We start from the raw sequence: 24834 nt of genomic DNA on the forward strand, positions 1-24834 counted from the left end.
GTTTGCAACACGACGGTCACGATGTAGCCACCCACCAGCAATCTCGTGGCATATTCACCGCATGGCACACAGTTCAGGTACCGAAGAATCTTCGGTCAAACAGGGATTTGCGGCCGGAACATCCATCGCGGCGGGCATCCTGCTGCTCATCATCGGCGTCCTCGACATCCTCCAGGGCATCTCCGCGGTCGCCTCCGACAACCTCCTGGTCGTCACCGACGACTACGTCTACAAGTTCAACACCACCACCTGGGGCTGGATCCACATCATCATCGGCGCGGTCATCATCATCGCCGCCATCGGCCTCCTGGCCGGCACCACCTGGGGCAAGGTGGCCGCCATCATCCTGGCCGCCCTCGCCATCGTGGAAAACTTCCTCTGGATCCCCTACTACCCCGCCTGGTCCATCCTGATCATCGCCCTGTGCGTGGTCGTCATCTGGGCCGTCTCCACCTGGCACACCGACTCCAAGGTCTAGCGGACTCGTCGCCACCACAGCGAAGCGCCCCACCGGTTCCGGAAACCGATGGGGCGCTCCGTATTTCAGCTACCGAGGCAGCGGCCGAGCCGTGGACCTACTCGCCGTAGGCGTCCAGGGGCGGGCAGGAGCAGACCAGGTTGCGGTCGCCGTAGGCGCCGTCGATGCGGCGGACCGAGGGCCAGACCTTCGGGCGGGGGCTCTTCAGGCCCATGGGGTAGACGGCGGTTTCGCGGCTGTAGGGGTGGTTCCAGTCGCCGACCAGGCTGGCGGCCGTGTGGGGTGCGCCGCGCAGGGGGTTGTCCTCCACCGGCCAGACGCCGGCTTCGACCTGGTCGATCTCGGCCTTGATGGCGATCATGGCGTCGATGAAAGCGTCGATCTCTTCGAGGTTTTCGCTTTCGGTGGGCTCCACCATGAGGGTGCCGGCGACGGGGAAGCTCATGGTGGGGGCGTGGAAGCCGTAGTCGGCCAGGCGCTTTGCGACGTCGTCGACGGTGACACCGGTGCGCTTGGTGATTTCGCGCAGGTCCAGGATGCACTCGTGGGCGACCATGCCGTTGTCACCGGTGTAGAGGACCGGGAAGTGCGGATCGAGCCGTCGCGCAATGTAGTTCGCGGAGGCGATGGCGGTGAGGGTGGCCTTGCGCAGGCCGTCGGCGCCCATCATGCGGATGTAGGACCAGGTGATCGGCAGGATGGAGGCCGAGCCGTACTTGGCCGCGGAGACCGCGTGCGAACCGGATTCCAGGGGGTCGCCCGGGAGGTACTTCGCCAGGTGCTCGCGGACCGCGACCGGACCGACGCCCGGACCGCCGCCGCCGTGCGGGATGCAGAAGGTCTTGTGCAGGTTCAGGTGGCTGACGTCGCCGCCGAAGCGGCCCGGACGGGCAAGGCCGACAAGGGCGTTGAGGTTCGCGCCGTCCACGTAGACCTGGCCGCCGGCGTCGTGGACCATGGCGCAGAGTTCGGCGACCTCGTGCTCGTAGACGCCGTGGGTGGACGGATAGGTGATCATGATGCAGGCCAGGCGGTCGGCGTGGTCGGCGATCTTGGCGCGCAGGTCGTCGAGATCGACGTCGCCGTTCTCGCGGGTCTTCACCACCTCCACGCGCATGCCGACCATGGCGGCCGAGGCGGCATTGGTGCCGTGGGCGCTGGAGGGGATCAGGCAGGTATCGCGGTGGGTGTCACCGCGATCCAGGTGGTAGCGGCGGATGGCCAGCAGCCCGGCGTACTCGCCCTGGCTACCGGCATTGGGCTGCAAGGAGACTCGGTCGTAGCCGGTGACGGCGGTCAGCCAGCCCTCCAGGTCCGCGATGAGCTTGATCAGGCCCGGCGCGTCCTCGACCGGCGCGTACGGGTGGACGCGGTTGAAGCCGGGCCAGGTGATGGATTCCATCTCCGCGGCGGCATTGAGCTTCATGGTGCAGGAGCCGAGCGGAATCATGCTGCGGTCCAGCGCGATGTCCTTGTCCGAGAGCGAACGCAGGTAGCGCAGCATGGCGGTCTCGGTGCGGTAGCGGGTGAATGCCGGGTGGGTCAGGAATTCCGAGGTGCGGACCTCGATGTGCGGGCGCGGCCGGCCGTGGAACAGCGCGCCTTCCGGCCCGACCGGGACCTCCGCGCCGAAGCAGTCGAGCACGGCCACCACATGCGCGTCGGTGGTCGCCTCGTCGCAGGCGATGCCGACGTGATCGGCGTCGACCAGGCGCAGGTTGATGCCGCTCCCCTTGGCCTTGGCCACAATGGCTTCCGCGCCGCCGGGCACGTGCACCAGCACGGTGTCGAAGAAGGTCTGGTGCACGACCGCGTCGCCGAGTCCGGCGGCCAGCCACTGCGCGTGCCCGTGCACCCGCCGCGCGATCTGCTTGAGCCCGTCGGCCCCGTGGTAGGAGGCGTACATGGCGGCCACGATGGCCAGGAGCACCTGCGCGGTGCAGATATTGGAGGTCGCCTTCTCACGGCGAATGTGCTGTTCGCGGGTCTGCAGCGCGAGCCGGTAGGCCACATCGCCGTCCGCGTCCACGGACACGCCGACCAGCCGGCCCGGCAGCTGCCGCGCGTGCTCCGAGCGCACCGCGAGATATCCCGCATGCGGTCCGCCGAATCCGAGCGGCACGCCGAAGCGCTGCGAGGTGCCGAAGCACGCGTCCGCGCCTTGCTCACCGGGCGGCGTAATCAGCGTCATGGCAAGCAGATCCGCGCCCACGGCCACCAGCGCACCGCGCTCGTGGGCGGCCGCGATGACCGCGGTCCAGTCCACGATCCGCCCGGAGGCGCCCGGCTGCTGCACGATCACACCGAAGAACTCGCCCTCGGGCAGCACGCCGCCGGACAGGTCGGCCTCGACGATCTCGATCCCCAGCGGTTCGGCGCGGGTGAACAGGATGGTCCGGGTCTGCGGGAACAGATCGGCGTCGATGAGCAGCCGCGGCGACTTGCTCTTGCGATTGGCCCGCTGCAGCAGCGTCATCGCCTCGGCCGCGGCGGTGGCCTCGTCCAGCATGGACGCATTGGCCACATCCATGCCGGTCAGATCCGAGACCATGGTCTGGAAGTTGAGCAGCGCCTCGAGCCGCCCCTGGCTGATCTCCGGCTGGTACGGCGTGTAGGCGGTGTACCAGGCCGGGTTCTCGATGAGATTGCGCACCAGCACCGGCGGGGTCAGGGTGTCGTAGTACCCGAGCCCGATCATGGTGGTGGCCACCGTATTCGCGTTCGCCAGCGCGGCCAGCTCGGCGAGCGCCTCGTGCTCGCTCACGGCCGGCGGCAGCGCGTCCAGGCCATTGCTTCCGGCGGCGTCGAGAATGCTGGCGGGAATGGCCTTCGCGGCCAGATCATCCAGCGATTCGATGCCGACGACCTGCAGGATGCGGTCGAGTTCGCCCTGGTCGGGCCCGATGTGGCGGTCGGCGAAGGAACGGGTCTGCACGGCAGCTCCAAGGGTGGGCGGGAAGTCGGCCTCGCGGCCGACCGGTCGTCTGCCCTCCCCCTCTGTCCTGGGCGCCTGAGAGATTCAGGCCATCGACAGCGCAAGCGCCGGTGGCCCTTTCACCATGGGCGGGTGGCTCGCGACCACCGCTTTCCAGAGGCGCCGAAACTCCGCACGGTCCCTTGTGCCTGAGAGATTGACGGGGAGGTGCTGCTCCTTCGGCGCCTGTGCTGCCCCACCGGTATTCGGCGGATCGGCTCAGGACTCTCCCGCACGGCTGCGACGCAACGCCAGTCTAATTCGCGCCAAGTTACAGGCGTGTTGCCTGGGCCGGTTTCACACAACAAACGCGCGCTGCCGGGGGCAGCGCGCGTCATCGGGTCCTGTCTAACCGGTCTTGCTCATGCGGGCTTTGCGGCGGAAGGCCAGTTCGTCCTCGGGCCGGTCCGAGGTGCTGCCGGATTCGGCGCGCTCGGCCGGGAAGTTGGCGATGGCCCCGGTGAGCTCGCGCATGGCGCCGCTGACGGCAATGCCGAAGACGCCCTGTCCGCCCTGCAGTAAATCGACGACCTCTTCCGGCGAGGAGCATTCGTAGACGGTGGCCCCATCGGAGAAGAGCGTGATCCCGGCCAGATCCTCGACGCCCCGGCTGCGCAGATGATCCACGGCGATGCGGATGTTCTGCAGTGAGATGCCGGCGTCGAGCAGCCGCTTGACGATCTTGAGAACCAGGATGTCCTTGAAGGAGTACAGCCGCTGGCTGCCCGATCCGGTCGCGCTGCGAATGGACGGGACCACCAGCCCGGTGCGGGCCCAGTAATCGAGCTGACGATAGGTGATCCCGGCCACCTGGCAGGCGCTGGGCACCCGGTAGCCGACGAGGTCGTCCGGCACCGTGTCATCGGGGAACAGCCCAGGCTGCACCACATCCTGCGAGTGCGGTTGATCTCCCACTGACTACTCCCTTACTGCTGGCCTATCAGGGCTCGTGTCCTGGACACTGCGCTGTCCCGGATACTTACTGCATCGACGCTGGAGCGTTGGCCTAACTGTCGAGGCTACTCTCCTGATTGTCTCGGGAGTATCGGGTACCACCAAGCCTGACGGACCGCGTGTTTCTATACCTAAACCTCAGGTCGAGACACGATTTTGCAACGGCCCTGAAGATCAGCTGTCGGTCGCCTTGAAGTCGTCCGGCGACACCGACTCGAGAAACTCCTTGAACTTCTCGACCTCGTCCTCGCGCTCGTCCGGCATGACCAGTCCGGCTTCCTCGAGCACCGCTTCCTCGGCGTAGATCGGGCACCCCACCCGCAGGGCGATGGCGACGGAATCGGACGGGCGCGCGGAGACGCGCAGCTCGTTCTCGAAGACCAGATCGGCGTAGAAGGTGCCCTCCTGCAGATCCACGATCCGCACCTCTTTCAAGGTGTGACCGAGCTCCTTGATGAGGATCTTGATCAGATCGTGGGTCAGCGGCCGGATGGGCGTGACGCCTTCCTGTTCGAGCACGATCGCGGTCGCCTCGGCCTGGCCGATCCAAATCGGTAGGTACCTGTCGCCGGACACCTCGCGGAGCAACAGCACGGGCTGGTTCTGTGGCTGTTCGACACGGATGCCGATCACACGCATTTCGCTCATCGCACTGCCTCCCATAAACTCGCCGGCTGCCCAGCACTGACACCGCGGAGCCTGCCGTATCACCGAGTCTAGGCGAAGATTTCAGCCCCCGAGTGAAGCACGCACCGAGGTCTTCACCAGGCAGGTGTGCAGGGTCAGCGACAGCGCCGCCAACTCGCGCACTGTCTCCTCGGCGCGGGCGCGGGCGTCGGCGTCGCGACTCTTGGCGATGGGCGCGGCGATTTGCGCCACCATCGCGGCCTCGCGATCCGCGGCGAGTTTGAACGCGCGCAGATGCCTTGCTTCCAAACCGAATTCACTCAATGCCTTCGCGGTGCGGGCCAAGGTCACCGCATCCGAATCGAAATACCCGGCGGCGCCGGGGGTGATGAGATTGGCCCGGATGAGCTCGGTCAGGAACTTCTCGTCGATTCCCGCCTGCTCCAGCAGGTCCGCCCGCGGAATCCGGATCTCGTGATCGAACCGGAGTTCCTCGGGCGACACCTCACCGGGCACGACGCCGAGCCGCCGCAGGCGGCTCCCCCCGTTGGCGGACATGGCTTCCCCAACCGCTTCGACGCCCGCCCGGGCGCGGGCTTCGCGTTCCCGCACCCCGAGCGTCGCCGCCCCACTGTCGATCGCTTCGAGCTGTTCCTTGATCACCTTCAGCGGCAGGTACTGATCCCGCTGCGCCGTCAGCACGAACCGCAGGCGCTCCACATCGGCGATGTGGAACCTGCGGTAACCCGAAGGCGTGCGCTCCGGGCTGATCAGCCCCTCGGATTCGAGGAACCGGATCTTGGAGATGGTGATGTCCGGGAAATCCGGACGCAGCAGATCCAACACGGAGCCGATCGACATGCCCCCGCGTGTCCACTGCGCTGCGCCAGTCATTCCAGGTGGTCCTATAGCGTGCCCGCGTCGCTGGTCTGCGGACGGGGCCCGGTCAGGAACACGAGACGGAACTTGCCGATCTGCACCTCGTCGCCGTTCTGCAGCTCCGAGGAATCCACCGGCTCCCGGTTCACATAGGTGCCGTTCAAGCTGCCCACATCGACGACCTGGAAGGTGTCGTCGTCCTGGCGGAACTCCGCGTGCCGGCGGCTGACGGTGACATCGTCGAGAAAGATGTCGCTGTCGGGGTGACGCCCCGCAGAGGTGGTGGGCTGATCCAGCAGGAACCGCGAACCGGCATTCGGGCCGCGCTTGACGACCAGCAGAGCCGCGCCCGCAGGGAGACCCTCGACCCCTTGCACCGGCTGCTCGCCGGTCTGCTCGGTGCGCGACGTGTCGACCTCGTTCAGGAAATCGGCACGGAACACCGAAGTGGTCTCTGCTGCCGTCTCCTGGTAACCCGGGTCTTTGTTCTCGCTCACCCTTGCTCTCCTCCTCGAACCGAATAATCCATGCAAGCAGTTGATGCCTTCAGCGTCACGGCCACCGGCCCTTCAAGCTGTCGGATAGGTCCCGAAAGTCCCGGGCACCGGCTGCCGGCACATCTGTTGGCATTGACCGTACCCTGCCAGGTCGTACCTGTGCAGGTAGAACTGTGAAGGCTCCTTCAGCCTCCGATAACTCCTTGATAACCTGCGGCATCCAGCAGACCGCCGAGCGCCGCGTCGAGCGCTTCGGCCGACTCGACCTCGAGCTCGAACAGCCAGCCGTCGCCGTAGGGATCGGTGTTGAGGGTCTCCGGCGCGCCGGCCAGAAGATCGTTCACCGCAACAACTTTCCCGGCCAGCGGGGCGTAGATGTCCGAGACGCTCTTGGTGGACTCCACTTCGGCGATGCTCTCGCCGGCGTCGGCCTTCTTGTCGGCCTCGGGCAGCTGCACGAAGACGACGTCACCGAGCTGTGACTGGGCGTAGTCGGTGATGCCCACTCGCACCCGGGTCGGTGCCACGGTGCGAACCCATTCGTGCTCTTCGGAGTAGCGCAGGTCCTGGGGTAGGTCGGTCACAGATGGTGTCCTTTCAACGGGCGGTCCTTCCGGGATCGTGGTCGATCCGTGTGCCACACCCTATCCATGCTGATCTTCGTGCGGCACGGGCGGTATCGCTCGGGCCACGGCGACGGCCTTACCGGCGTAGAGGATGCCGGTCCAGACGTACACCGCGGTGCCCCAGATCAAGAATGCACCGCCGAAGGCCCGGCCGAAACCTGCGGCGGCCCAATCCATCTGACCGGCCAGCAGCCAGGGCAGCGCGGACATGAGCGCGAAGGTGGCGGCCTTGCCCAGGTAGATGACCTCGGGGGGCGGCAGGTCGCGGCGCTTGTAGACGGGCAGCAGCAGCGTCAAGATCAGATCTCGACCGACCAGTATGAGAACCACCCACCAGGGCAGAATGCCGCGAATCAGGAAGCCGCCCAGGGTCGCCAGCAGATAAAGCCGGTCCACCAGGGGGTCCAGAATCGCGCCGAGTTTGGAAGACTGATCGAGCAGCCGTGCGAGCTTGCCGTCGAGGAAGTCGGTGACACCGCTGACGACCAGCAGGGCGAACGCCCAGCCGTCGGCCCGCTCGACCAGCAGCAGCCACAGGAAGACGGGGACGCCGATGAGCCGCAGCACGGACAGGACGTTGGGCACGGTGAAGATGCGGTCGCTGTACACCGGTTCGGCGTTCCGCTCGGTTGTCACCCCCCGGTCTTACCACGCTGTGCCTAATTTGCCTCCGCTGCGCTCCGGCGGGTTCGGGGCCTGCAAGCCCGATTTTTCCCTCCCTCCGCTCCTCCGCTTCGCTCCCCCGCTCCACTCAGTCCAAAATCGAGCCGGCCCCGAACCTCGACAGCAATCCACCAATCGCCTTGCCCCGGACGCCCGAGAGCGCATCGACTCTATATGGTGTCCGCCATACCGAGTTGATGAGAGAATGAATACAGCCCTCTCTCATCATCGAAGTAAACAGTCAGTCCTGCGAGAGGAAAGACCATGCCCGACTTCGACTACGACGTCGTAGTGATCGGCTCCGGGTTCGGGGGGAGCGTGAGTGCGCTGCGCCTGACCGAGAAGGGCTACCGGGTGGCCGTGCTGGAATCCGGCCGCCGCTGGAACGCCGAGGACATTCCCAAGACGAACTGGAATGTGCGCAAGGCGATCTGGGCCCCGCGCCTGGGAATGACCGGCACCCAGCGCATCAGCGTGCTCGGCAAGTGCGCGGTGTTCTCCGCCTCCGGCGTGGGCGGCGGATCGCTGATCTACGGCAATACCCTCTACGAGCCGCTGCCGCAGTTCTACACCGACCGGCAGTGGGCGCACATCACCGACTGGAAATCCGAGCTCGCGCCCTATTACGACCAGGCGCAGCGCATGCTCGGCGTGACGCCGAATCCGCGCATCACCCCCGCCGACGAGGTGATTCGCTCGGTGGCCGAGGACCTCGGCGTGGCGCACACCTTCCATGCCACCAATGTGGGCGTGTTCTTCAACGAGGAGAATCCGGGCGTCGAGGTGGACGACCCGTACTTCGGCGGGGCCGGGCCGCGCCGGACCGGGTGCATCCACTGCGCGCGGTGCATGACCGGATGCCCGCACAATGCGAAGAACACCACCCCGAAGAACTATCTGTACCTGGCCGAACAGGCCGGTGCGCACGTGTTCGAACTGACCACCGCCACCAAGGTGCGGCCGCTGGCCGGCGACGACGGCGGGTACGCCATCGAGACGGCGCGCTCGGATCGCTGGGTTCGCAAGCAGCGCAGGGTGTTCACCGCCCAGCAGGTGGTGTTCGCGGCCGCCGCGCTGGGCACCCAGAAGCTGCTGCACCAGATGCGCGACGAGCAGGTGCTGCCGAATCTGTCGCCGCGGCTGGGCGAGCTGACCCGGTCCAATTCCGAGGCCATTCTCAATGTGGTGAGCAATGAGCGCGACGATTTCGCGCAGGGCGTGGCCATCACCTCCTCGATTCATCCCGAGGAGAGCACCCATATCGAGGTGTGCCACTACGGCAAGGGACAGAACGGGCTGTTCCCGCTGTCGGTGCCGATCGTGGACGGCGGGGCGTTCCGGTTCCTGCGGTTCCTGCTGGCCATCCTGCTGCATCCGATCGTGTTCGCGCGCAGCCTCAATGCGCACCGGGCCTCGGAGAAGTCGGTGATCCTGCTGGTCATGCAGTCCCTCGACAATTCGCTGACCTCGTATCGCAAATGGGGGCAGCTCAAGACCCGGCAGGGTACGGGGCAGCCCAATCCGACCTGGATTCCGCTGGCGCACGAGGTCGGGCGGCGGTTCGGCAAGAAGGTGAACGGCGATGTGCACAGCCTGATCATGGATGTGTTCAATATTCCGGCGACCGCGCACTACATCGGCGGATGCGTGATCGGCGAGGGACCGGAATCCGGTGTGGTGGACCCGTATCAGCGGGTGTTCGGGCATCCCGGGCTGCACATCGCCGACGGGTCGGCGGTGACGGCGAATCTGGGCGTGAATCCCTCGCTCACCATTACCGCGCAGGCGGAGCGGGCCATGGCGTTCTGGCCCAATCGGGGTGAGGCCGATCCGCGTCCGGAGCTGGGGGCGCCCTACCGCCGCATCCGCCCGGTGGCGCCCAAACAGCCGACCGTTCCGGAGTTTGCTCCGGGTGCGCTGAAGCTCCCGATCTTCCCTGCCGATCCGGCCATTCCGGTCAACTAGGCGTACCTCCGCCTTCGCTCCGGCCATGCGCGGACTGAGGACGGACTACGTCCGACGGCGCTCGCTAGGCACCACGGCGACCCGCCGGTAAGTTGTGTTTCCGTGAGCTCCAACATGATCGACTTCCGCTCCCCCGTCTCGGCCGAGGAGGTGCGGGCCCGCGGCCGCGCACTGCGGGATCGCACTCCGGTCGGTGCGCGGGATCGGGAGGCGGCCGGGGCGAATCGGCCCGGCGTGCTGGAGTTCCTGGAGACCAGCAATCGCGGGCGGCTGGAGCATTTGATCCCGCTGCGGCACGGGCGCATGGCGGCCTCGCCGTTCACCTTCTTCCGGGGTGCGGCGGGGCTCATGGCCGCCGATCTGGCGGGCGGGCCGACCAGCGGGCTCACCGCGCAGCTGTGCGGTGACGCGCATGCCGCCAATTTCGGGTTGTACGGCACGCCGCGCGGCGAAATCGTCATGGACATCAATGATTTCGACGAGACGGTGCCCGGGCCGTGGGAGTGGGATCTGGAGCGGCTGGCGGCCAGCCTGGTGCTGGCGGGCCGCGAGGGCGGGGCATCCGAGCAGGATTGTTTCGACGCCGCGCGCGACAGCGCCCGCTCCTATCGGCTGGTCATGGCCGTACTGGCCGAGCAGCCTTTCCTCGCCTCGTGGAACGCACTGCCCGATGAATCGGTGCTCGGCCGGGTGCGGGCGGACGCGCTGCTCGACGACTTCCGCAAGGCGGCCAAGAAGGCGCGCAAGAACACCAGCGCCAAGGTGGCGCGCAAGTGGACCGAGCATCTCGAGGATCACGAAACCGGTATCAGCACACACAAATTCGTGGCCGATCCGCCGATTCTGACCACGGTCGAGGAGGCCGTCGCGGAGGCCGTGATCGACGGGCTCACCGAATACGCGGGCACGCTGCGCGAATCGCGGCGGCAGCTGATCGCCCGATACTCGGTGTCCGATATCGCCTTCCGCATCGTGGGCACCGGCAGCGTGGGCCTGCACTCGTATCTGGCGCTGCTGCAGGGCAATGCGGACGAGGTGCTGGTGCTGCAGATCAAGCAGGCGCGGCCCTCGGCGCTCTCGCCGTATCTGCCGCCCGAGCCCGCACGGCACGAGGGTGAGCGAATCGTGCAGTCCACCAGGATGGTTCAGGCCGAGTCCGACATTCTGCTGGGCTGGACCACGCTGCGGCTGGGCGGGGCGGAACTGCCGTTCATCGTGCGGCAGTTCCGGAATCTGAAGGGCAGTATCGATCCGGCGGCCGTGGAACCCGGCGATCTGGACGATTACGGCCGGCTGGCGGGTGCGCTGCTGGCGCGGGCACACCACCGGTCGCTCGATCCGCGCCTGGTCGCAGGCTATCTCGGCGAGTCCGAGGAGTTCGACGAGGCGGTGGCCCGGTTCGCGGTGCGCTATGCCGATCGCACCGAGGCCGATCACGCCGAACTGGTGGCGGCGGTGAAAGACGGCCGCGTGGCGGCCGATACGGAGTGATCCGGCCGCGTACGATGCACTCAGCCGTGTCTTCTCGACGAGGAAGGTGAGAGCCGATGCTCGTCCGCGTGCAGAACACCGCCGGCACCCATGCCGAGAAGGTGCTCATCGATTGGCTGCGCACCTGGAAGGGCCGCGGCGACCCCAAGGGCGTGGCCACCGTCAATTGCAGCCTGTTCCACGGTGATCGGCTCTATCCGTTCGACGCGGTGATCTGGACGCCGACCAGCTGCGTGGTCATCGAGGCCGAGGCGCTGGTGGAGCGCAGCGAGGGCGAGCTCGAGGTCCCGCTCAACGGCCCGTGGCGAATGGGCGACAAGCTCATCGGCTTCGAGGGCGGCGATAAGCGCACTCCGCTGGACAAATCCCGCGATCACACCTTCGCGCTGCAGAACTGGCTGGCCGAACGCGGCCTCGGCCAGCGCGTGGTGCACGGCGCGGTGCTGGTGGTCCCCACGTCCGGCTCGAATGTGCGGGTGCAGCAGCTGTGGAGCGACCCCAGCTTCCAGGTCCTGCTCGGCGACGATCCGCGGCGGCTGCGCGACTACTTCAACACGCTGTCCTCGCGCGGCCGCCCCCAGTGGTCGGCCAATGACGTGGCCTGGGCCTTCCGCGGCCTGGGCATCCTCCCGTACCTGCCCGCACCCCAGGACCTGCTCAACGAGGGCTTCCTGGGCCCGGTCGACATCACCCTCTGGCACGGCGGCCCCCAGCAGGCGCAAGCCGAGGCCTATGCCGAGGAGCAGGCCCGCAAGGAACGCGAAGCCGCCGAGGCGGGCCACCGCCTCACCGTGCCCACCCCGTGGTTCAGCCCGTCCAGGCTGTACCCGCGCCAGCAGGGCGAACTCGAGCTCGGCCGCGGCTTCATGCGATTGATGCTGACCATCGGCATGGTGATCGCCGTGCTCTGGGTGGTCTGGTTCATCATCGCGGGGATCGTGGCCTACGGTCCGCTCTGAGCGCGCAGTACCGCACGGGCAGATACCCGGCCGCCACCAGCGCCACCGCGGCCGCCGCCCCGCCGACCACATCGGACGGGTAGTGATAGCCCATGCCCACCATCCCGACCAGCACCACGGGCAGCACGACCGCCATGACCACCGCCACGGTCACCCGGACCCGCGCCGACTCACTCGCCAGCGCGAAGGCGGTCACCACCGCCACCAGATGCACGGTATGCCCGCTCGGATAAGCCAGATAATTCTCCAGCGGCCGATCCCACAAGGGTTTGAGCAGCAGCGCATTCACCCCGATGGCGAATTCGGGCGCAATGAGCACGAACCCGGCCTGCCACCACTGCCGCCGATAGGCGAACCAGGCGACCCCCGCGAACAACAGCCCGGTGACAACGAGCGCATCACTCGGCGCCACCAGCACCCGATAGATCCCCGCATGCCCGTCGAACGACGAATGGATGTGCTCCCCCACCGCCCGATCGAACCCCGTCGGCCCGCCATCGGCCGGAAAGAACTGCGGCACAACCACGGTCACGAGCACCGCCGCCACGATCAGGGCGGGCAGCGCCGCCCGGCGCGCATACCCCGCAAGCCCGGCGGGCGCGGAATCGGTCGATCGGTTCACCCGAGCACGATAGCGGGATGCCCGGACGAGGCCGGGACAGCACAGCGCCAACCGAGCCTCGGTCCGCCCGCCGCGGGCCTCACTCCGGCCGGCGACAGTAGACGAACAGGTGATTCTCGGGCACGCCATCCCGGTGGTCCGGGACGAACTCGCGTTCCCGCAACTCCAGGATCTCCAGCCCCGCCAACCGCACACGATCCGGATAGTCCGCGGCGGCATAACTGCTGACCCGGGCCGCGTGTCCCATGAACACGATGTCCACCTGTTCCACATCGCCCGGCACCGTGCCCAGTACCAGGTAGCCTCCGGGCCGCAGCCACTCCGCCATTCGATGCAGCGACACATCGATGTCCGCGCGGGTCATCTGCAACAGGGGAAAGAACGCGCACACGGCATCCACACTGCCCGGCTCCACCTGGAATTCGCGCACATCGGCCCGATGGAAGACGGCCTCGGGAACCTGCCGCCGGGCCAGTTCGACCATCACCCCCGAGACATCGATCCCCTCCACCCGGAAGCCCTTGTCGGCGAGCACTCGCGCGGTGGGCACACCGGTGCCGCTTCCGACATCGAGTACCCGAGCCCCCGCCCGCAGGCGCTCACCCAGCCACTCGAGCGCCGCGTGTTGTTCGGGCAGGTGGCCGAACGCCTTCTCATAGTCGGCCCCGAGCAGGTCGAACAGGCGATCAGCAGGCAACGGCGCGTCGGACGGCACGCTCGAAGTCTAGTCCGCGGAAACAGAATTGGGGCATTCGACCGATAGTGGGGGTGTGGGCGGCGGCCTAGCGTCTAGATCGTCAGCATTCGGGTCGGGGAGGAGCCGAGGGAGATCATGAGAATCAAACCGATGGTGTTCGCTGCGCTGGTGACCGGGATCGTGGCTGGTGTCAGCGGGTGCGGGACCACCGTGTCGAACCCGGTGAGCGCTCCGAGCCCGAGCCGGAGCACGACTGCCGCAGCGCCGGAAGAGAACCCGGGCGGGGAAACTCCGGCGGGGAATCAGGGCGGCGATGCGGTGGAGTCGCAGCAACCCACCGTGGCGCCGGTGACGGCGAATCCCGCGCCGAACGGCAGCGGGCACGGATTCTGTTTCGACCTGAACTCGCAGCTGGCGAATGACGCGGTGAGCCGGTTGGCGGTGCCGGCGACCGGGCCGTGGCGGATCGAGTCCGCCAGCGACGATCCGATCTCGCAGGGGTGCGCGGGCACGCTGTCGTGGATGACGGTGCTGTCGGGCGATATTCACCCGTACCTGCACATTCTGTATTTCGCCGATGGCGAGTGGCTCGGCACGGCCACCGCCGAGCCGTACGGGTACACGAAGATACTCGGCAAGACCAAGGACACGGTGCGGGTGCAGTACCAGTGGCTGACCGCCGATGAGCCGCTGTGCTGTCCGCAGGGCGGGCCGAGCGTGGTGAGTTTCACGCTGGCGGGCGGCAAGATTCAGGCCAGCGGGCAGTTCCCGCCGGAGCGGTGAGGGTTCGGGTACGGATGGGGACCGATGCGAGCGCCGCGACCATCGATCGCGTGCAGCTGTCGGTCGCACCGCGAAGAGTGGTGCGTGACAGCGCGGTCGGGGTGTGGGCCGGTCGCATCACTCTGTACACGGGCCTGCTGTCGGTGCTGGTGTTCGGTGTGCTGGCCTTTCAGCGGCGATGGATCAGCGATGACGGCCTGATCGTGGTCCGCGTGGTGCAGCAGATCCTGGCGGGCGCGGGGCCCGACTACAACCCGTTCGAACGTGCCGAGGCGGGCACCAGTCCCTTGTGGGTCTGGCTGCTCGCCGGTGTCGCGGCCGTCTGGCCCGGCGAGATCGATACGGCGGCAGTCGGATTCGGCCTGCTGCTCGCGATGGCGGGCTTGGCGGCGGGTCTGGCCGGGTGTGTGGCATTGCATCGGCAGCGCGGCGAGAAGGGGATGCTGCTGCCGGTGGGTGCGCTGGTGCCGCTCGCGGTCGGCGGGTTCTGGGACTACGCGACCTCGGGATTGGAAACCGGATTGAGCCTGTGCTGGCTCGGATCCGTGTGGTGGTCGCTGGTCTCGACCACCGAAAAGGCCGGCCGGAGGCACGTTTTCGGGACCATGGCGGTGATCGGGCTGGGTCCGTTGATCCGACCCGATTTCGTGCTCGCCGCCATGGTCTTCGGCGCGACGGCGCTGGTGCTGACGCGGCCGGGCCGCCGACGAGGCGTGCAGTACTGCGCCGCCGGCCTGCTGCTGCCCGTCTCCTACGAGGTTTTCCGCGCCGGCTATTACGGAATCCTCGTGCCGCTACCGGCTTTGGCCAAGGAGGCGAGCAACTCACGGTGGACCCAAGGCGTGTCGTACCTCAACGATTTCATGGGCGCCTACCTGCTGTGGATCCCGCTGCTCGTGATCGCCGTCATGAGCACCCGAATGCTCGACCGCACCGTGGTCGATCGCCGCAGTGCGGTGCTGATGGCCGCACCGCCGCTCGTCGCCGGATCCCTCGCCCTCTACCTCGTGCGGGTCGGCGGCGACTACATGCACGCCAGACTGTGGATTCCCGTCCTGTTCGCACTGCTGCTACCGGTCCTGATGGCACCGGTGGACCGAAGCCGCCGCCTGGAATCGATCGGCGTGGCGCTACTCGCCGCCTGGGCGCTGCTCGCCGGCCTGCTCCTCGAACCGCCCTACCACGGAAAGCAATTCGGCCCCACCGGCATCACCGATGAACGCACCTACGAAACAGTGGCCTACAACGACCCCAATCCCACCGCCGAGTCCCGCCGCAAAGACTCCACCTTGATGGCGACCCTCGCCACCTTCACCCACCGCCCCGACCGAACCCTCGTGATGCGCACCCGCATAACCGCCGACGGCCTCCTGTGGACCATCCCCATGTCCCCCACGGTCCCCGATCGCAGCGGCTACTTCTACAACAACATGGGCATAGCCGCCGCCATCATGCCGCTCCAGGGCACCGTCATCGACGTCAACGGCCTCGCCTCCCCCCTCGCCGCCCACCTCCAACTCGAACACCCCGGCCGCCCCGGCCACGAAAAATGGCTCCCCCCAGCCTGGGTCCTGGCCCAATACGCCGATCCGGCCGTCATCCCTCACATGCGCGACACCGAAGACGTCACCAAGGCCCAAGTAGTCGCCGCCCGCGAAGCCCTATCCTGCGGCGCCCTGGCCGAACTGATCGACTCGGTGACCCAGCCCATGACCCTGCCCCGCTTCTGGTCCAACCTCACCGGCTCCCTGTCCCGTACGACCCTCCGCATCCCCCGCGACCCCTTCGCCGCGAAAGCCCAGTTCTGCCAATAGCCTCCCCGTATGGAATGCCCTCGCTGATGCTTCAGGCCAGCATGGCGGCGCGGAGCATCCGTTCGGGGACGCCGAGGCCCTCGATGAGGGTGAGGGCTTGGGGGCGGAGGCGGTCGACGAGTTCGTTCATGCCGCGGCGGACGGCTTTGGCGCGTTCCACGGACATGAAGCGGTGCATGATGTACCAGGCTTGGTTTTGTTCGATGGTGGTGTAGACGTACAGGTCGCAGACGGCTTCGGCCAGTTTGCGGGCCTCGGGGTCCTCGATGCCGGCGATGCCTTCGATGAAGGCTTCCAGGACCAGGCGGTCGATGTGGGCGGCGCCGGCGGTGAGGATGTGGTCCTGGGCGTTGTTGAAGGCTTCGAAGGGGCCGGTTTCCTTGGCGCGGGCGCGCAGGCGGTGGGCGGCGGTGCGGGTGAGGTAGTCCTCGCGGTCGGCGAAGAGCTGGAGCTGAACCTCGCGGCGGGCCAGATCGCCGTCGTCGACGCCTTGGTCGGAGCGGTCGCGCAGGCGCTGGATGAGCTGGCGGACGCCGGTGCGGTCGCGGACCACGTCGCGGGTCATGGTGGAGGCGAAGCGAACCCAGCCCAGGGCATCCAGGTCGCGGACCTCGTCGGCGTAGGCGGTCAGGAGTTCCTTGGCCACGAGCTGGGTCAGGACCACATTGTCGCCTTCGAAGGTGGTGAAGACGTCGGTGTCGGCTTTCAGTGTGACCAAACGGTTTTCGGTGAGGTAGCCGGCGCCGCCGCAGGCTTCGCGGCATTCCTGGATGGCATCGGTGGCGTGGCGTGTTTGCGCCACTTTGAGGCCGGCGGCGCGTTTTTCCAAGGCGCGCTGGGCGTTCGGGTCCAGGTCTTGGCCGGTCTGCACCAGGTGCATGCGGCGGACCAGGTCGTTCTGGGCGAAGGCCAGGGCGTAGGAGCGGGCGATGAGGGGCAGCAGGCGGCGCTGGTGGCTGCGGTAGTCGAGCAGCACGGTTTCCTCGCCGGTGTCGGGATCGGCGAATTGGCGGCGCTTTTCGGCGTAGCGCACGGCAATGCTCAGCCCGAGGCGCGCCGCCGCGGCGGCCGCTCCCCCGACGCTGACGCGACCGCGGACCAGGGTGCCGAGGGTGGTGAAGAAGCGGCGGCTGGGGTTCTCGATCTCGGAGCCGTATGTCCCGTCCGGAGCCACGTCGGCGTACCGGTTGAGCAGGTTCTCACGCGGAATTCGCACCTGGTCGAACATGATTCGCCCATTGTCGACGCCCGGCAGGCCGCCCTTGAGACCACAGTCGGAGGTGGTGACGCCGGGCAGGTCATTGCCGTCCGCGTCGCGGATGGGGACCACGAAGCAGTGCACGCCCTGGCTTTCCCCGCCGGTGATCAGCTGCGCGAAAACCGCTGCCATGCGGGCGTGTTCGGCCGCTCCGCCGATGTAATCCTTGCGCGCCGACGGAGTCGGGCTGTGCACCACGAACTCCTGGGTCGCCGGGTCGTAGGTGGCGGTGGTCTCCAGGTTGGCCACATCGCTGCCGTGGCCGGTTTCGGTCATGGCGAAACAGCCGAGCAGGTCCAGCGACAGCAGCTGTTCGACGAACGGGCGATGGCGTTCGGTGCCGAGGTTCTCCACCGCGCCGCCGAAAAGTCCCCACTGCACACCGCATTTCACCCACAGCGACAGATCGGTGTAGGCGAGCATCTCCAGCGCGGTGACGGCCGCGCCGGGATCGCTGGAGCCGCCGTTCTCGCGGCGGAAGCCCTTCTCGGCCCAGCCGAAGGACGAGACGAGGCGCATCTGCTCGAGCACGCGGGCGCGCGCCGCCCGATAGTCGAGGTAGGGGTCGCCGTAGAGGCGTTCGTCGTCGAGGTGTTCGCGCGCCTTCTCCCGTACTTCTCGCCAGGAGCCGTCGAGGGCCGCGCGTAGGTGGTCCGCTGTCCGATCGCCGTCGCTCGCCATACTGCAAACCCTAGTGCCCTCGATCTACACAACCGGGTGATCTCGGGCACCCGTGTACGTTTTCCCTGTGAGCAACGATCTCGCGACCGAACTCGAAGGGCCCCCGGCCGGGCTGCGCGAACGGTGGCGGCGGCTGCTGAACGGCGTCACCGATCGGCTGGTGGCCGAGCGCCGCGCCACCGTCGACGCCGTGGTCGAGGCGCCCGCGCCGCTGCAGCCGATCGATCTCACCGACGACGCCAAGGTCACCCAGGTACTGGATCTGGCCGAGCGGGTCGGCGAGGTCGTGCTGGATGCCGGCACCGCGGTCACCGACACCTCCGCCCAGATCGAGTTCATCGCCTCCACCTACGGCCTGTCCAATATCGCCATCGACGTCACCTACAACTCCATCCGCATCTCGGTCGACCGCGGCCCGAGCCTGCCGCCGGCGAGCACCATGAGCGTGGTCAACTACCGCTCGCTCGATTTCACCCGGCTCGCGGCCGTCGACCGATTGACCCGCCGCATCCGCCGCGAGCTGCTGCCGCCGGAGGTGGCGCTGGCCGCGCTCGACGAGATCACTTCGGCGCCGCATCCGTACAACCGCTGGTGGTCCACGTTCGGCTGGGCGCTCATGGCGGCGGCGGTGGCGCTGCTGCTCAATGGCGGTCTGCTGATCGCCCTGATCAGTTTCGCCACCACCACCGCCATCGACCGCGCCAATCGCCGGCTCAACAGACGCGGGTTGCCCTTCTTCTTCCAGCACATGGTGGGCGGCGCCATCGCGGCGATACCCGCGGTGCTCATCTCCACGTTCGCGTCGCAGTTGAAATTGGATCCGGCGCTGATCATCGCGGCCGGAATCGCGGTGCTGCTGGCCGGTTTACAACTGGTCGGCGCGGTGGAGGACGCCATTACCGGCGCGCCCATCACCGCGTCGGCCCGCATACTCGAGGTCGTCATGATGACCACCGGCATCATCGCGGGCATCATCTTGACGCTGCGCATTTCCGAGCAGCTCAATTTCACGGTGCCGACGGTCAATATGACGCCGTCGCGAGATCTGGAGAATCTCCCGCTCAAGCTGCTCGCGGGCGCGATCACCTCGCTGGCGTTCGCGCTGGCCTGTTATGCCGAGCGCCGCGCGCTGGCCGCGGCCGCGTTCAGCGGTACGGCGGCCATTGCCGTCTATCTGATGGTTCAGCACGCCGGATTCGGCCCGGTGGTCTCCTCCGGCGTCGCCGCCGTGGTGGTCGGCCTGGCCGGTGGTCTGCTGGCTCGCCGCGCCCTGACCCCGCCGCTGGTGGTCGCGGTCGCCGGTATCACGCCGCTGCTGCCGGGCCTGAAGGTCTATCGCGGCCTGTACGCGCTGCTCAACAGCGAGACGCTGATCGGCTTCAATCAGCTCTTCAGCGCCGGCGCGGTGGGCTGCGCGCTGGCCGCCGGTGTGACGCTGGGCGAATGGATCGCCCGTGACCTGCGCCGCCCGGCGATCATGGAACGCTTCGGTATTCGCAACAAGTTCTCAGGCTGGGGCGACATTCGTTAGCTGTGTCAGCGCGCACAGCCAGCGGCCGTCGCGGTGCACGTAGACGTCGCTGGTCCATTCGTCGGCGTCGAAGCGATTGCCTTGGTAATGGGCGGTATTCACGATGCGGGCGGTGAGCACCGCGGATGCGCCGCAGACGCGAATGCGCGGATCGCCCACGCGTTCCATGGAGGAATGGGTCAGGTCGCCCGCGGCCACCAGCGCCAGGAACTCCCGGCCGGGTGCGATACCGCGCTCGGACACCATGATCCAGTCGTCGGTGACGAATTCGGCAATGCGCGCCGCGTCATTGGCGACGATGGCCACGAGCCAGTTCTCGTGGGCCGCCAGGATCTCCTTCTCGGCGGCGTCGGGTGCGGGCATCTCGGTCATGCGCATACGCTACTGCTCCCTCGCGCGGGCGCCTTGGACGATTGGGAACGGGTGCCGAGTCCGATCTTGCTTGCTACCGTGCGATATGGACCTGTTCGCCCGCTGGGGTGATTTCGCGTGCCGCTGGCGATTCGGGGTCATCGGGATTGTCGCCGCCGGTCTATTGGCTTTGGGCGCTTACGGTTCCGGTCTCGAGGGGGAGCTCAGCTCGGGCGGGCTGGACGATCCCGGCTCGGAGTCGGCGGTGGCCTCGCGGCTGGCGGATGCGGCGTTCGGGCGCAGTCACGATGTGGACGTGGTGGTGCTCTACACCGCGCCCGAGGGCAAGACCGTCGACGACGCGGATCTCAGCCGGGCCGTGGTCGCCAACCTGAACAGCCTGCCGCAGGAGTATCCCGGCGAGATCTCGGGCATCAATGGCGCGTACTGGCCGACGGAGACCGGCAGGGCCAGCGGCCCGGCGCTGGCCACGAAGGACCGGCAGTATGCGATCGCCGCCATCGCATTGCGCGGTGACGACGATACGGCCATGATGCACAACTATCGAAAGGTCAAGGACGCCTTCGATATTCCCGGCGTCAAGGTGCAGGTCGCCGGCTTGCAGGGCTTGGCGGGCGCGCTCACCGACACCGCCGCGGCCGATACACACCGCATGGAACTGCTCGCACTGCCCGTGGTGGCGGTCCTGCTGTTCTTCATCTTCGGCGGGGTGGTCGCCGCCGCGCTGCCATTGATCCTCGGCTTGCTCACCGTCGCGGGCGCGAACGGGATCATGCGCCTGGTCACCAACGTCACCGATGTGAATTCCTTTGTCGGCCCCGTGGTTTCGATGATCGGCGTCGGCCTGGCCATCGACTACGGATTGTTCATCGTGAGCCGGTTCCGCGAGGAGCTGGCCGACGGCTACGACACCCATGCGGCGGTGCGTCGTTCGGTGATGACCGCGGGGCGCACGGTTGTGTTCTCCGCCACCATGATCGTGGTCAGCCTCGGCGGCATGCTGCTGTTCCCGCAGGGCTTCCTGAAGTCCATGGGATATGGCGCGATCGCCACGGTGACCCTCGCCGCGCTGACCGCGGTCACCATCCTGCCCGCCGCCCTGGCGGTGCTCGGCCCGCGCGTGGATGCCTTGGGCTTCAAGCGATTCCGCCGCACCCCGACGGCGGAGGAGATCGAGAATGGCTTCTGGGGGCGCACCACCGATTGGGTCATGCGGCATCCGCTGAAGATCGCCGTGCCCATTGTGCTCGGGCTGTTCCTGCTGATTCTGCCCATGCGCGGCATTGCCTTCGGCGGGTTCAGCGAGAAGTATCTGCCGCCGGACAATCCGGCCCGATTGGCGCAGCAGCAGATCGACATTCACTTTCCGCTGCGCAAATCCGATCCGGTGGAACTGATCCTGGTATCCAGTAATCCGAGCGCTGTCGGTCCGGCCTGGGATCTCGCCAATAAGGCACCGGGGTTGGCGGGCAAGTTCGATCTGCCCATGCGCTCGGCCATCCAGCCGGAGATCTACCGCGCCAAGGCTTTTCTCGCCGACTCCGGCAAGGCCGACGCCACCATCGACTACCTGCGGTCCATCGACGTCCCCGACGGCATGACCCTGCTGGTCGGCGGCGTCCCCGCCATTCAGCACGACAGCATCGAGGCCCTGCTCACCCGGGTGCCCATGATGATCGCGCTGGTCCTGTTGCTGACCGGCCTGCTCATGTTCCTGACCTTCGGCTCGGTCATCCTGCCGATCAAGGCGGCCCTCATGAGCGCCCTGGGGCTGGGTTCCACCCTGGGCATCCTCACCTGGATCTTCATCGACGGCCACGGCGCGACCATCCTGAACTTCACGCCGCAGCCCATCCAGTCCAATGTGCTCGTGCTGATCATCGCGATCATCTACGGCCTGTCGACCGACTACGAGGTATTCCTGCTGTCCCGCATGGTCGAAGCCCGCTCCCGCGGCGCGACCACCGAGGAGGCGATCCGCACGGGCACCGCCCACACCGGCCGCATCATCACCGCCGCGGCCCTGATCCTGCTCGTGGTCACCGGCGCCTTCGCCTTCTCCGATCTGGTGATGATGCAGTACATCGCCTACGGCATGATCGCGGCCCTGTTCATCGACGCCACCATTCTGCGCATGCTGCTGGTCCCGGCCGTCATGAAACTGCTCGGCGACCGCGTGTGGTGGGCCCCGGCCTGGATGAAGCGCATCCAGCAACGGGTCGGCCTGAGCGAACCGGTCCTCGATGACGAGCACCACGCCACCCGCCTCACCGCGACGACTCCGGCCCGCCATTGAGGTCGTCAACCTTGGCGGTACTCGATCAGCCGCACCTGCCACGGTACGACGCCCTTGGCGCGCTCCCACCGCTTCAGGTCCATCGTGAGAATCGAGTAGTCGAGCAGCTTCGCTACCGCCATTGTGTGAGCGGCTGCGATGTCCTCGGGTTCGCCGATCCAGGCCGCCACCCTGGCGATGGCAGTGATGTGGTCGAGCTCCGTGAGGTCGTCGCGGCGAATATGGGGTACACGCTCGACGACGGCGTTGACGTATTCGCATTGCTCGTCGGACAGCCCTGCCTGTGCCATCAGCAGGGCGTTGACGGGCACGGCCATACGGACGGAGCGAGCATCCAGGCTGGCGATCAGGTTGGCGACGTCGTCGTCGCCTTGTGCGAAGGCTCTCAGCAGTGTGTCGTCGAGGACGTAGCCGGTCATTTGGACTCGGCAGCGTCGTCGGCAGCGAGTTCGGCGAGTTCGTCGGCCATCCGGTTGGCGCGGGCAACCGAGTCGGCGTTGGCGGCGGCTTCGGCAAAGCGCTGCTCCAGTAGCATTTTGCGCCGGTCGCGCCGTGCATCATCGTGCGCGAGGAGGGTGAGAATCGTGTCCTCGAGAGTGGATCCTTCGGGCGTTCGAGCCCGCAACTTGTCACGAGTCGCAACGCTGGTCTGAATAGTCGTCTTCGCCATAGCGAAACTATAGCATCCATAGTCGAGTTATGGCGCGGAACCTTTGATCGCTGGGGCGAAGCCGCCGGAGGAGGCCGCGGCCAGCACAGTGTCTCCACCCTCATCCTCCCGACCCTCAACCTGATCGGCTACGCGATCCTCGCGGTAGCCGCCGTCCGCCCCCGAACCGCCTACGATATCCGCTGGTGGGCCACCGCCTTCCCGCTCGGAATGACCTCTGTCGCAACCTATTCCACCGGCACAGCCCTGCACGTCCCCGCCCTGCACACCCTCGGCGCTCTCCTGCCGGCCGTCGCCGTCGCCGCCTGGCTGATCACCCTCGCGGCACTGCTCGCCGAGTCGCTCAGCTCCCGGAAATCTTGATCACCGGCGCGAAGCCGCCGGAGAAGGCCGCGGTCAGCACGGTGTCACCACCCTGCTGTTGCAGGCCGACGGGCTCGTGCGAGCCCAAGAGCTGTGCGTTACCTTGCAGGACAACGTCTTTGATCGTGATCGGGCCGGTCGGGCGGTCGAGCACGGTCACGTAGACGTCGGAGCCGCGCCGGGTGAAGACGACCTTCCCGCCGCTGGCCGTGGCGGCCGAGGACATGCGCCAGGGGCGGGTGCCGTCGACCGCCTCGCGGTTGACCGACATCCACGCGCCGATGGCGTCCAGCCTGCTGAGCTGGGCGGGAACTATCTCGCCCGCTCCCCCGCTGGGCCCCGTATCGAGCAGGAACGTGCCGTTGTTCGCGGCCGCCTGGAGCAGACTGGTCAACAGCGTGTCGGGGGTGGCGTAGTCGGCATCGGTTTCCTGACGATTGAAACCGAAGGAGCCGCCTATGCCGCGGTCCTGCTGCCAGTAGGTGTCCTGGATCGTGTCGAAGCCGGTGTATTCGGGAGTGCGGAAGTCGCTGTGCGGCACCGGGGGTGGGGTGCTGGCTCGGTCGGCTACCCCGGGGTCTGCCCGGAGGGCGCGCTTCATGAGTTGGTCGAAGCACCAGCGCAGGGGTCGCAGGCCCATGACCTGCTGGAGGAAGTTGGCGGTGCGCCAGCGATCGTTGACGACGCCGTCGGGGACGGTGTTGTAGTAGTCGGCCAGCAGGGCGTTGAGGCGCTGTTGGCCCGTGGGCCAGCTGATGTCGTTCCAGAGCAGGTCGGGGCGGTAGCGGTCGATGAGTTCGCGGACCTGGGCCTCGGCGTAGTCGCGGTAGTCGGAGCCGTAGGGCAGGTACGCGTAGTCGCCTAGGGTTTGGACCACCTGCGGCTGGAAGGTCCAGTCGACGCCGCCGGAGTAGTAGAGGCCGAATTTCAGGCCGCGGGCCCGCACAGCGCGGGCGAGTTCGCCGACCACGTCGCGCTTCGCGTGGAAGTCCGGTGCGTGGGGGTTGCGAACCGTGCTGGGCCACAAGGAGTATCCGTCGGCGTACTTGGCGGTGAGGACCACGTAGGAGGCTCCGATGGACCGGAACTTCTCGGCCCAGGCGTCCGGATCCCATTCCGCCAGACCGGCTTCGAACCGCGCGGCGAGGTCGGCGTAGGTGGCGTCGCCGTAGGTGGCGCGGTGGAAGGCGGCGGTGGGTGAATCCGGGTCCTTGATCTGGTTCGCGTAGTCCTCGGCGTAGGGGCTGCGGGTGAGTGCGTGATCGTAGTCCTGGACGAGGGTTTCGTTGAAGGTGCGGCCCTTCGGCGCGAAACCGGGGACCGAGTACGGACCCCAGTGCAGCATGATGCCGAACTTCGCATCCTGAAACCAGGTGGGTAGCGGGTGTTTTCGCAGCGATTCCAGTGAAGCCTCGTACGGACCGGTCGTGGTCATGGCCGCCTTCCCGTCATCGGAACGCGCCCACCACCACGACCCGACGCCCAGCGCCGCCGCGACCACCACGGCCAGGATCACCAGGACGAGGGCCGCCCGCAGCACGAACCGGCCGATCCGGCGCGGCCACGATCGGCCCGGCTGCTTGCCGGGCACCGGGCCCTCGGTCACCGGATGCGCATCGTTCACGCGAAATACG

The 24834-nt window shown here is 67.4% G+C and carries 23 protein-coding genes and 1 riboswitch; of the genes, 9 read left to right on the top strand and 14 right to left on the bottom strand.

The features are described from left to right. Positions 1-61: 61 nt before the first annotated feature. Positions 62-478, top strand: coding sequence for a hypothetical protein (locus tag ACFVIV_RS09515; protein WP_379194355.1), 417 nt, complete (start codon positions 62-64; stop codon positions 476-478). Between the two features lie 97 nt (positions 479-575). Here ACFVIV_RS09515 and gcvP read toward each other — a convergent pair whose 3' ends face one another. From gcvP to ACFVIV_RS09550, 7 genes are all read right to left on the bottom strand, one after another. Further along, complete coding sequence (gcvP, locus tag ACFVIV_RS09520) at positions 576-3413, bottom strand: aminomethyl-transferring glycine dehydrogenase (RefSeq protein WP_379194357.1); 2838 nt, start codon at positions 3411-3413, stop codon at positions 576-578. A 165-nt stretch (positions 3414-3578) separates the two neighbouring features. Next, a riboswitch (glycine riboswitch) is annotated at positions 3579-3695 on the bottom strand. 105 nt (positions 3696-3800) lie between these two features. Continuing rightward, positions 3801-4367 (bottom strand): MerR family transcriptional regulator, encoded by a 567-nt coding sequence (locus tag ACFVIV_RS09525; protein WP_379194359.1) that lies wholly within the window; start codon positions 4365-4367, stop codon positions 3801-3803. 213 nt (positions 4368-4580) lie between these two features. Further along, complete coding sequence (locus tag ACFVIV_RS09530; RefSeq protein WP_379194361.1) at positions 4581-5054, bottom strand: bifunctional nuclease family protein; 474 nt, start codon at positions 5052-5054, stop codon at positions 4581-4583. Positions 5055-5135: 81 nt separating this feature from the next. After that, on the bottom strand, positions 5136-5894 hold the full coding sequence (locus ACFVIV_RS09535) for a MerR family transcriptional regulator (RefSeq protein ID WP_379194362.1): 759 nt from the start codon (positions 5892-5894) through the stop codon (positions 5136-5138). 44 nt (positions 5895-5938) lie between these two features. Beyond that, positions 5939-6409, bottom strand: coding sequence for an FHA domain-containing protein (locus ACFVIV_RS09540; RefSeq protein ID WP_379194364.1), 471 nt, complete (start codon positions 6407-6409; stop codon positions 5939-5941). A gap of 185 nt (positions 6410-6594) precedes the next feature. After that, the gene (gcvH, locus tag ACFVIV_RS09545) at positions 6595-6993 is read right to left on the bottom strand and encodes a glycine cleavage system protein GcvH (protein WP_379194366.1); all 399 of its coding nucleotides are present in this window, start codon (positions 6991-6993) and stop codon (positions 6595-6597) included. A gap of 60 nt (positions 6994-7053) precedes the next feature. Beyond that, on the bottom strand, positions 7054-7671 hold the full coding sequence (locus ACFVIV_RS09550) for a CDP-alcohol phosphatidyltransferase family protein (RefSeq protein ID WP_379194368.1): 618 nt from the start codon (positions 7669-7671) through the stop codon (positions 7054-7056). Between the two features lie 291 nt (positions 7672-7962). Between ACFVIV_RS09550 and ACFVIV_RS09555 the strand changes: the two genes are divergently transcribed. The 3 genes from ACFVIV_RS09555 (at position 7963) to ACFVIV_RS09565 (ending at position 12113) form a co-directional block, all read left to right on the top strand. Continuing rightward, positions 7963-9663, top strand: a complete 1701-nt coding sequence (locus tag ACFVIV_RS09555) for a GMC oxidoreductase (RefSeq protein ID WP_379194370.1) — start codon at positions 7963-7965, stop codon at positions 9661-9663. A gap of 114 nt (positions 9664-9777) precedes the next feature. After that, positions 9778-11154 (top strand): DUF2252 domain-containing protein, encoded by a 1377-nt coding sequence (locus ACFVIV_RS09560; protein ID WP_379194934.1) that lies wholly within the window; start codon positions 9778-9780, stop codon positions 11152-11154. 56 nt (positions 11155-11210) lie between these two features. After that, positions 11211-12113: an NERD domain-containing protein gene (locus tag ACFVIV_RS09565; protein ID WP_379194372.1), complete on the top strand. Its 903-nt coding sequence runs from the start codon at positions 11211-11213 to the stop codon at positions 12111-12113. Here ACFVIV_RS09565 and ACFVIV_RS09570 read toward each other — a convergent pair. Continuing rightward, positions 12079-12735, bottom strand: coding sequence for a phosphatase PAP2 family protein (locus ACFVIV_RS09570; protein WP_379194374.1), 657 nt, complete (start codon positions 12733-12735; stop codon positions 12079-12081). The two genes, ACFVIV_RS09565 and ACFVIV_RS09570, sit on opposite strands and share 35 nt — an antisense overlap. A gap of 79 nt (positions 12736-12814) precedes the next feature. Continuing rightward, positions 12815-13450: a class I SAM-dependent methyltransferase gene (locus tag ACFVIV_RS09575; protein WP_379194376.1), complete on the bottom strand. Its 636-nt coding sequence runs from the start codon at positions 13448-13450 to the stop codon at positions 12815-12817. Between the two features lie 117 nt (positions 13451-13567). On the opposite strand from ACFVIV_RS09575, the gene ACFVIV_RS09580 reads away from it, so the two are divergent. Next, positions 13568-14215: an LppP/LprE family lipoprotein gene (locus ACFVIV_RS09580; RefSeq protein ID WP_379194378.1), complete on the top strand. Its 648-nt coding sequence runs from the start codon at positions 13568-13570 to the stop codon at positions 14213-14215. Positions 14216-14229: 14 nt separating this feature from the next. Beyond that, a complete protein-coding gene (locus ACFVIV_RS09585) occupies positions 14230-16029 on the top strand; it encodes a hypothetical protein (RefSeq protein WP_379194380.1) in 1800 nt (599 codons plus the stop codon). A 31-nt stretch (positions 16030-16060) separates the two neighbouring features. Here ACFVIV_RS09585 and ACFVIV_RS09590 read toward each other — a convergent pair whose 3' ends face one another. After that, complete coding sequence (locus ACFVIV_RS09590) at positions 16061-17968, bottom strand: acyl-CoA dehydrogenase (protein WP_379194382.1); 1908 nt, start codon at positions 17966-17968, stop codon at positions 16061-16063. Between the two features lie 112 nt (positions 17969-18080). On the opposite strand from ACFVIV_RS09590, the gene ACFVIV_RS09595 reads away from it, so the two are divergent. Continuing rightward, positions 18081-19499 (top strand): threonine/serine exporter ThrE family protein, encoded by a 1419-nt coding sequence (locus ACFVIV_RS09595; RefSeq protein WP_379194936.1) that lies wholly within the window; start codon positions 18081-18083, stop codon positions 19497-19499. Here the strand turns inward: ACFVIV_RS09595 and ACFVIV_RS09600 are convergent. Further along, entirely contained in the window at positions 19476-19871 is a 396-nt protein-coding gene (locus ACFVIV_RS09600; RefSeq protein ID WP_379194384.1) for a nuclear transport factor 2 family protein, read from the bottom strand. The two genes, ACFVIV_RS09595 and ACFVIV_RS09600, sit on opposite strands and share 24 nt — an antisense overlap. 85 nt (positions 19872-19956) lie before the next feature. Between ACFVIV_RS09600 and ACFVIV_RS09605 the strand changes: the two genes are divergently transcribed. Continuing rightward, complete coding sequence (locus tag ACFVIV_RS09605; RefSeq protein ID WP_379194386.1) at positions 19957-22167, top strand: MMPL family transporter; 2211 nt, start codon at positions 19957-19959, stop codon at positions 22165-22167. A gap of 5 nt (positions 22168-22172) precedes the next feature. On the opposite strand, the gene ACFVIV_RS09610 is transcribed toward ACFVIV_RS09605, so the two are convergent. Beyond that, positions 22173-22586 (bottom strand): hypothetical protein, encoded by a 414-nt coding sequence (locus tag ACFVIV_RS09610; RefSeq protein ID WP_379194388.1) that lies wholly within the window; start codon positions 22584-22586, stop codon positions 22173-22175. Then, complete coding sequence (locus ACFVIV_RS09615; RefSeq protein ID WP_379194973.1) at positions 22583-22837, bottom strand: hypothetical protein; 255 nt, start codon at positions 22835-22837, stop codon at positions 22583-22585. The genes ACFVIV_RS09610 and ACFVIV_RS09615 overlap by 4 nt, the downstream gene beginning before the upstream one ends. On the opposite strand from ACFVIV_RS09615, the gene ACFVIV_RS09620 reads away from it, so the two are divergent. Further along, complete coding sequence (locus ACFVIV_RS09620) at positions 22730-23200, top strand: hypothetical protein (protein ID WP_379194390.1); 471 nt, start codon at positions 22730-22732, stop codon at positions 23198-23200. The genes ACFVIV_RS09615 and ACFVIV_RS09620 overlap by 108 nt on opposite strands. Here ACFVIV_RS09620 and ACFVIV_RS09625 read toward each other — a convergent pair. Further along, complete coding sequence (locus tag ACFVIV_RS09625; RefSeq protein ID WP_379194392.1) at positions 23181-24824, bottom strand: alpha-L-fucosidase; 1644 nt, start codon at positions 24822-24824, stop codon at positions 23181-23183. The genes ACFVIV_RS09620 and ACFVIV_RS09625 overlap by 20 nt on opposite strands. Positions 24825-24834: the final 10 nt, after the last annotated feature.

Source organism: Nocardia sp. NPDC127526 (assembly GCF_042672265.1).
Lineage (GTDB): Bacteria > Actinomycetota > Actinomycetes > Mycobacteriales > Mycobacteriaceae > Nocardia.

Bases quoted from the DNA above. Each gene is read 5' to 3' on its own strand.
- ACFVIV_RS09560 (WP_379194934.1), top strand. From the start codon at position 9,778: ATGATCGACTTCCGCTCCCCCGTCTCGGCCGAGGAGGTGCGGGCCCGC.
- ACFVIV_RS09610 (WP_379194388.1), bottom strand. From the start codon at position 22,586: ATGACCGGCTACGTCCTCGACGACACACTGCTGAGAGCCTTCGCACAA.
- ACFVIV_RS09530 (WP_379194361.1), bottom strand. From the start codon at position 5,054: ATGAGCGAAATGCGTGTGATCGGCATCCGTGTCGAACAGCCACAGAAC.
- ACFVIV_RS09555 (WP_379194370.1), top strand. From the start codon at position 7,963: ATGCCCGACTTCGACTACGACGTCGTAGTGATCGGCTCCGGGTTCGGG.
- ACFVIV_RS09605 (WP_379194386.1), top strand. From the start codon at position 19,957: ATGGACCTGTTCGCCCGCTGGGGTGATTTCGCGTGCCGCTGGCGATTC.
- ACFVIV_RS09600 (WP_379194384.1), bottom strand. From the start codon at position 19,871: ATGACCGAGATGCCCGCACCCGACGCCGCCGAGAAGGAGATCCTGGCG.
- ACFVIV_RS09565 (WP_379194372.1), top strand. From the start codon at position 11,211: ATGCTCGTCCGCGTGCAGAACACCGCCGGCACCCATGCCGAGAAGGTG.
- ACFVIV_RS09590 (WP_379194382.1), bottom strand. From the start codon at position 17,968: ATGGCGAGCGACGGCGATCGGACAGCGGACCACCTACGCGCGGCCCTC.
- ACFVIV_RS09535 (WP_379194362.1), bottom strand. From the start codon at position 5,894: ATGTCGATCGGCTCCGTGTTGGATCTGCTGCGTCCGGATTTCCCGGAC.
- ACFVIV_RS09580 (WP_379194378.1), top strand. From the start codon at position 13,568: ATGAGAATCAAACCGATGGTGTTCGCTGCGCTGGTGACCGGGATCGTG.
- ACFVIV_RS09585 (WP_379194380.1), top strand. From the start codon at position 14,230: ATGGGGACCGATGCGAGCGCCGCGACCATCGATCGCGTGCAGCTGTCG.
- ACFVIV_RS09515 (WP_379194355.1), top strand. From the start codon at position 62: ATGGCACACAGTTCAGGTACCGAAGAATCTTCGGTCAAACAGGGATTT.
- ACFVIV_RS09615 (WP_379194973.1), bottom strand. From the start codon at position 22,837: ATGGCGAAGACGACTATTCAGACCAGCGTTGCGACTCGTGACAAGTTG.